This window comes from Zoogloea sp. 1C4 (assembly GCF_009469605.1).
GTDB lineage: Bacteria > Pseudomonadota > Gammaproteobacteria > Burkholderiales > Rhodocyclaceae > Zoogloea > Zoogloea oryzae.
Window position 1 is genome coordinate 1 of the sequence record NZ_SSXU01000048.1, and the last position, 6268, is coordinate 6268.

The window sequence follows — 6268 nt, forward strand, 5'->3', positions numbered from 1 at the left end:
GTGGCCCAAGGGCGGGTACGGCATCCCGCCGCTCAACCTGAGGTGCCCCCCAGGTATGCAGTCCCGGCCCCGCACAAAGACCTGAAAACGACCGGTTCCGCACATCAACACAATACAAGGTCGGGTTAGCGCAGCGTAACCCGACGTTCCCCACGATCAGCACCGCGCGGTTTCCGTCGGGTTACGCCCTGCGGGCTAACCCGACTCTAAGGACTTCCCCGTCAAGCACCGTTTTCCAATGACCGGCCGCCAGGCCGGTTTTTCTTTCCTGCGTTCCCTTCCAGACTCCTGCACGCACGCGATGGATCGGACAGACAGACTGCCTCTCTCTCTAATCGGCCTTGATCGGGTCTCGCCCGGGGCCATGCGATTAACCGCACCCGCAAGCCTTGATCCTACGTCGGCGGTGTCCGGCGAGCGGAGATCAGCCGCCCGTCTTGTTGATCCGCCATTGGGTTAGCCAGGTTCCCTGCGGGTCGGTCTGACCTGTTCGTCTATCGCTGATGTGCAGTTGCCATTGCTCGGTTGTGCTCAGGCCCGCTGCCAGGCCTGCGGGTTGTAAGCCTCGCCCTTCGCCAGCACCGCCCACAGTTGCCGGGCGTGCTTGTTGGCGATGGCGATCAAGGTCTTGTGGTAGCCGATCCGTCCATTGAGCGCGACGATCCACTGTTGCAGGCGGGTCAGCGTGTCGGGCGATTCCCGCCGCTGTTTTCGCATCGTCGCAGCCAGCACGCTGCGCGCGCCCTGCACGAGCAGGGTTCGCAAGTAGTCGTCGCCGCGCCGGGTGATGCGTCCAAGCTTCGTCTTGCCGCCGCTGCCCGACTGGCTGGGGGTAAGACCGAGCCACGCGGCAAACTGTCGCCCGTTCTTGAACATCGACGCATCGCCCACGCTGGCCGTCACCGCATCGGCGGTGATAAGCCCGACGCCGGGCAGATCCCGCGCCCGCTTCGCCAGCGGATCGTCCGCCTGCTGGGCGGTGATCTGTCGGTCGCACTCGCCGATGCGCGCATCCAGCGCGTCGAGCTGGTCGCGCACGCTCTGGATCAATCCCCGCAGGGCGGGCGACAACGCGGTGTCGAACTCCCGCTCGGCCAGCTGCGCCCGCAGATGCCTGGGGCCGGGATCGACGATCAGCCCGAATTCAGCGAGCAGCCCGCGAATCCGGTTAAGGAGCGCGGTGCGCTCTTCTACCCAGCCGATTCGCAGGCTGTGCCAAGCCAGGCGCTGCTGCTGGGCTTCGGTCTTGACCGGGATGAAGCGCATGCCGGGCGAGCGCAGCGCGATCAGGATCGCTTCGGCGTCGGCCCGGTCATGCTTGACCGACTGACGCTTGCGGTACGGACGCACGAACTCGGCCGCCATCAACCGCGGGGCCAGGCCCAGACGCTGTGCCGTACGGCCCCAATGATGGGCACTGCCGCAGGCCTCCATGCCGATCACCGTGCCCGCCGGCAGCGTACCGAGCCAGGTCAGAAAGCCCGCCCGATTGAACTCCCGCCGCGCCACGATCCGCCCGGCGCAATCCGCCACACAGGCCACGAAGACATTCTTTGCCAGATCCACTCCAACCGTCGTAGCATCCATTTCGACTTCCCTCCTCGCCGTTTCAGATTGACCTTCAGCAATTCAATCTTGGCACTTTGATGCCGGGTGGCAACCCCACCGGGCGGGTGGGGGAAGTCCCTTTGTAGTCCTACGACCCTACGACCCCCACGTAACAAGGAGACGGATGCCATGACGGCCCGCATCATCGACGGCAAGGCGCTGTCGAAAACCCTTCGGGAAGGCTTCAAGACGCGGGTGGCGCAGCTGGGCACCCAGGGCGTGCAGCCCGGCCTGGCGGTGATCCTCGTCGGCGACAACCCGGCGAGCCGTGTGTACGTCGGCAACAAGGTGAAGGCCTGCGAGGAGGTGGGCGTGCGCTCCTTCCACGTCGGCCTCGCCGCCGACACGCCGGAGGCGGAAGTCCTCGCCACCATCGCCCGCCTCAACGCCGATCCAGCCGTGCACGGCATCCTGATCCAGCTGCCGCTCCCCGCCCACATCGACCCACGCCGGGTGCTGGAGGCGATCTCGGTGAACAAGGACGTAGACGGCTTCCACCTCTACAACGTGGGTGGCCTCGTCGTCGGCAACACCATCTTCCCGCCCTGCACGCCGTACGGGGTGCAGTTGCTGCTCGACACCACCGGCACGGATGTGACCGGCAAGAACGTGGTCGTCGTGGGTGCCAGCAACATCGTCGGCAAGCCGATGGCGCTGATGCTGCTGCAGCGCGAAGCCACGGTGACGATCTGCCACGCCAAGACCCGCGACCTCGCCCAGCACACCATCCTCGCCGACATCCTGATCGTCGCCGCCGGCAGGCCGGGGCTGATCGTGCCGCAGATGGTCAAGCAGGGCGCCATCGTGATCGACGTGGGGATCAACCGTTTGCCTGACGGCAAGATCGTCGGCGACGTGGATTTCGAGGGCGTGAAGGAGAAGGCCAGCTGGATCACCCCGGTGCCCGGCGGCGTGGGGCCGATGACGGTGACCATGCTCATCGAGAACACCCTCCGCTCGGCCGAGCGGGCGCTGAGGATGCGTCAGGCCGACGACTATCAGGACTGGGAAGCGCCGGTGCTGCACCCGGTCGCCCGCTGAACACGACACTGCCCCAAGGAGAACCGACATGAGCACCGACGACTGCCTGATCCACCTGGACGGCCTCAGCCTGCCGGCCTCCATCGGCATCTACGCCCACGAGAAGGCCGCGCCCCAGCCGGTCGATATCGACCTGCGCCTCGCCATCGACGGCACGCTGGCCGCTCGCAGCGACGACATCCGCCACACGGTGGATTACGACGAAGTGGTGGATGCCATCGCGGCGCTCCTCGCCAGCCGGCACTTCAACCTGCTGGAGCACCTCAGCCAGGCGGTGCTCGACCTGCTGGGCGAGCGCTTTCCGGTGCGCCGGGCCGAGGTGACCATCGCCAAGCCGCTGGCGGTGCCGCGGGCGCGGCGCGTGTCGGTGAGCCGCCGCGCCGAGTGGAAGCGCGAGGCGATGAAGGTGGTGGCGGTCTAGCCGCCTGGGCTCAGCCCACGGCCACCAGCAGCGGACGGGTGAGCGCCGACAGGCTCGCCCGCTGGTGGCCGGCGGCGTCGAAGTTGTCCGGCACCAGCCATTGGTCGAAGGCCGCGGCCAGCGCCGGCCAGTCGGCGTCGATCATCCCGTACCAGGCGGTGTCGCGGTTGCGGCCCTTGCTCACGTTGGCCTGCCGGAACACCCCCTCGAACGAGAAGCCCAGCCGCTGGGCGGCGCGCCGCGACGGCGTGTTGAGCGTATTGCACTTCCACTCCACCCGCCGGTAACCCAGCGCGAAGGCCTCGCGCAGCAGCAGCCACAGGGCCTCGGTGGCCGCCGGGGTGTGCTTGAGCGCCTCGGAAAAATGCAGGTGGCCGATCTCGATGCAGCCGTGGGCCGGGGTGATGCGCAGGTAGCTCACGATGCCGCCCGCCTGCCCGCCTGCGTCGATCACTGCGAAGAACAGTGGATCACTGCCGCCCGCCACGCTGGCGAGCCACGCGGTGAAGGCGGCTTCATCCGCAAACGGGCCGTAGGGCAGGTAAGTCCAGTTGGCGCCGGTGCTGTCCGCGGCGAAGGCGGCGAACAGCGCCGTGCCGTGGCGGGCGGCGTCGAGGGGTTCGAGGCGGCAGTAACGGCCGATCAGCACGTTGGCGGCGGGGGAGGGCGGCGGTGTCCAGTCGGGCAGCGGATCACCGACCGGCTGGCCGAGGGTGTTGAGGCAGGTCATCGGAAGCGGGGAGTGGGAAAGGGGAAATGGGAAGTGGGCAGGCAGGGCCTGACGATACGCCAAGCCTCCAGTCGCACCAAGCCGGCGCGGCGCTCAGCAGGCGTTGCGGGCGAGCTGGGGCGCGTGCAGCAGGAAGCGCGCCTTCAGCCAGCACTCGGCCCACTCGGCGGCGGGGTCGGAGTCGATCACCAGCCCGCTGCCGATACCCATCTTCCCGCGGCCGTCGGCGGCCACTTCGACGGTGCGAATCGCCACGTTGAGGCGGAAATCCCCGTCCGGCGCAAACCAGCCCAGCGAGCCGGTGTAGAGCCCGCGGGGCGCGGCCTCCAGCTCGTCGATGATCTGCATCGCGCGGATCTTCGGCGCGCCGGTGATCGAGCCGCAGGGAAACAGCGCCGCGAGGATCGCCTCGGGCGGAAGCTGCGGGTCGGCCAGCTCTGCGCGGATCCACGACACCATCTGCCACACCGAGGGGTAGGGCTCCACCGCGAAGAGCTCGGGCACCCGCACGCTGCCCGGGCGGGCGAGGCGGCCCAGGTCGTTGCGCAGCAGATCCACGATCATCAGGTTCTCGGCGCGGTTCTTGGGGCAGGCGTGCAGGGCTTCGGCGGCGGCGCGGTCGGCGGCCGGGTCGTCCAGGCGCGCTGCGGTGCCCTTCATCGGGCAGGTGACGAGGGTTGCGCCGCTGCGCTCCACGAAGAGCTCCGGCGACAGGGATAGCACCGCGCCGTCCTCGTCCTGCACGAAGCCGCCGTAGCGGGCCGGCTGGCGGTGGCGCAGGGCGAGGTAGAGGGCCAGCGGGTCGCCCTCCAGCTCGAAATGCAGCGGAAAGGTGAGATTGACCTGATAACAGTCGCCGGCGCGGATGTAGTCGCGCACCCGCTCCACCGCGTCGAGGTAATGGGCCTCGCTCACCCCGGCGTGCACGTGGCGCAGGCCGTTGCTGCGGCGGGACGGGGGCAGGTCCGCATGGCGGCGGGCCAGCAGCGCATCGACGCCCAGCGAGAACATCGCCCGGCGGCGGCGGAAGAACAGCAGGTGGACGGTGGGGGCGGTCGGCGGCGCCAGCCCGCAGCCGGGCTCCAGCTCGCGGCCCAGCTCGTAGTCGAGCCGGGCGACGGCCCACCAGCCTTCGGCGCGGGCGCCGGCGAGCGCCCGGCCGAGGCCGTCCGCGTGCCCCTGCCAGCGCCCGGCGTAGTCCTCGAACAGCCAGCCGGCCGCCTCGCCGGGGCGGGCGAGGCGGTTCTCGAAGAGGGCGAAGGGCGCGGCGGACATGGCCGGCTCAGGTGACGACCGGATGGATCACCGGCGCTTCCCAGTCCTGATAGTCGTCGGCCTGACGCATCCGCAGCGCCCGCTCGGCCGAGCGCAGGGTGTTCTCGATGAGCATCGTCACCGTCATCGGGCCGACACCGCCGGGCACCGGGGTGATCCAGCTGGCCTTCTCCTTCACGCCCTCGAAATCCACGTCGCCGACGATCTTGCCGTCAGGCAAACGGTTGATCCCCACGTCAATCACGATGGCACCCTGCTTCACCATCTGCGGCACGATCAGCCCCGGCTTGCCGGCGGCGACGATCAGGATGTCGGCGAGGATGGTGTGCTGGGCGAGGTCGCGGGTCTTCGCGTGGCAGATGGTGACGGTGGCTTCCCGCTGCAGCAGCATCAGCGCCATGGGTTTGCCGACGATGTTGCTGGCGCCGACGACGACCACATTCTTGCCGGTCACGTCGGTTCCCGTCGTGTCGAGCAGCAGTTGGACGCCATACGGCGTGCAGGGCGGGAAGATGGTGTTGCCCACCACCAGCCCACCCACGTTGTAGAGGTGGAAGCCGTCCACATCCTTGTTCACCGAGATCGCCTCCAGCACCCGGCGCGGGTCGATGTGAGCCGGGAGCGGCAGCTGGATCAGGATGCCGTGCACGGCCGGGTCGGCATTCAGGCGGGCGATGGTGGCGAGGACTTCCGCTTCCGGCGTGTCGGCGGCGAGGCCGACGTGGAAGGAGCGCACGCCCACCTCCTCGCAGGCCTTCACCTTGTTGCCGACGTACACACGGCTCGCCGGGTTGTCGCCGACGAGGATCACCGCCAGGCCGGGCTGCACGCCCTGGGTGCCCAGCTGCGCCACCCGCGTCTTGAAGCCTTCCCGAAGGGTTTTCGACAGCGCCTTGCCGTCGATGATGCGGGCCGTCATGGCATCCGTCTCCTTGTTACGTGGGGGTCGTAGGGTCGTAGGTCGGGTTAGCCCGCAGGGCGTAACCCGACGGATGTCGCTCGGGATGCGTCGGGTTACGCTGCGCTAACCCGACCTACCGAACTTGCACTGGTGGCGGCCCTGTAGGTCGGACTGAAGTCCGTATATGGACTCCTCCCGTTTTGCCAGCGCGAATGTTGGACAACAAGGGGATCGATTGCTCACGTATATCCGGCCTCCTGGTTGGGCGTAGTGGCCCGGGCCATGATGAGTT

Annotated in this window: 6 protein-coding genes; 2 read left to right on the forward strand and 4 right to left on the reverse strand. The window is 68.4% G+C overall.

All coding sequences use genetic code 11. The features are described from left to right. Positions 1–531 precede the first annotated feature (531 nt). Complete coding sequence (locus GH681_RS22335) at positions 532–1587, reverse strand: IS110 family transposase (protein WP_153163716.1); 1056 nt, start codon at positions 1585–1587, stop codon at positions 532–534. A 150-nt stretch (positions 1588–1737) separates the two neighbouring features. On the opposite strand from GH681_RS22335, the gene folD (GH681_RS22340) reads away from it, so the two are divergent. Further along, positions 1738–2649 carry a bifunctional methylenetetrahydrofolate dehydrogenase/methenyltetrahydrofolate cyclohydrolase FolD gene (gene folD / locus GH681_RS22340; RefSeq protein WP_153163717.1) on the forward strand — a complete coding sequence of 304 codons (912 nt, stop codon included), beginning with the start codon at positions 1738–1740 and terminating at the stop codon, positions 2647–2649. Positions 2650–2677: 28 nt separating this feature from the next. Then, positions 2678–3070, forward strand: a complete 393-nt coding sequence (gene folB / locus GH681_RS22345; RefSeq protein WP_153163718.1) for a dihydroneopterin aldolase — start codon at positions 2678–2680, stop codon at positions 3068–3070. 10 nt (positions 3071–3080) lie between these two features. On the opposite strand, the gene GH681_RS22350 is transcribed toward folB, so the two are convergent. From GH681_RS22350 to folD (GH681_RS22360), 3 genes are all read right to left on the reverse strand, one after another. Beyond that, complete coding sequence (locus GH681_RS22350; protein ID WP_153163719.1) at positions 3081–3800, reverse strand: GNAT family N-acetyltransferase; 720 nt, start codon at positions 3798–3800, stop codon at positions 3081–3083. Positions 3801–3893: 93 nt separating this feature from the next. Then, positions 3894–5075: an aminodeoxychorismate synthase component I gene (pabB, locus tag GH681_RS22355; protein WP_228112038.1), complete on the reverse strand. Its 1182-nt coding sequence runs from the start codon at positions 5073–5075 to the stop codon at positions 3894–3896. A 7-nt stretch (positions 5076–5082) separates the two neighbouring features. Then, positions 5083–5994 carry a bifunctional methylenetetrahydrofolate dehydrogenase/methenyltetrahydrofolate cyclohydrolase FolD gene (folD, locus tag GH681_RS22360; protein ID WP_153163720.1) on the reverse strand — a complete coding sequence of 304 codons (912 nt, stop codon included), beginning with the start codon at positions 5992–5994 and terminating at the stop codon, positions 5083–5085. Positions 5995–6268 lie beyond the last annotated feature (274 nt).

Bases quoted from the DNA above. Each gene is read 5' to 3' on its own strand.
- GH681_RS22335 (WP_153163716.1), bottom strand. From the start codon at position 1,587: ATGGATGCTACGACGGTTGGAGTGGATCTGGCAAAGAATGTCTTCGTG.
- folD (WP_153163717.1), top strand. From the start codon at position 1,738: ATGACGGCCCGCATCATCGACGGCAAGGCGCTGTCGAAAACCCTTCGG.
- folB (WP_153163718.1), top strand. From the start codon at position 2,678: ATGAGCACCGACGACTGCCTGATCCACCTGGACGGCCTCAGCCTGCCG.
- GH681_RS22350 (WP_153163719.1), bottom strand. From the start codon at position 3,800: ATGACCTGCCTCAACACCCTCGGCCAGCCGGTCGGTGATCCGCTGCCC.
- pabB (WP_228112038.1), bottom strand. From the start codon at position 5,075: ATGTCCGCCGCGCCCTTCGCCCTCTTCGAGAACCGCCTCGCCCGCCCC.
- folD (WP_153163720.1), bottom strand. From the start codon at position 5,994: ATGACGGCCCGCATCATCGACGGCAAGGCGCTGTCGAAAACCCTTCGG.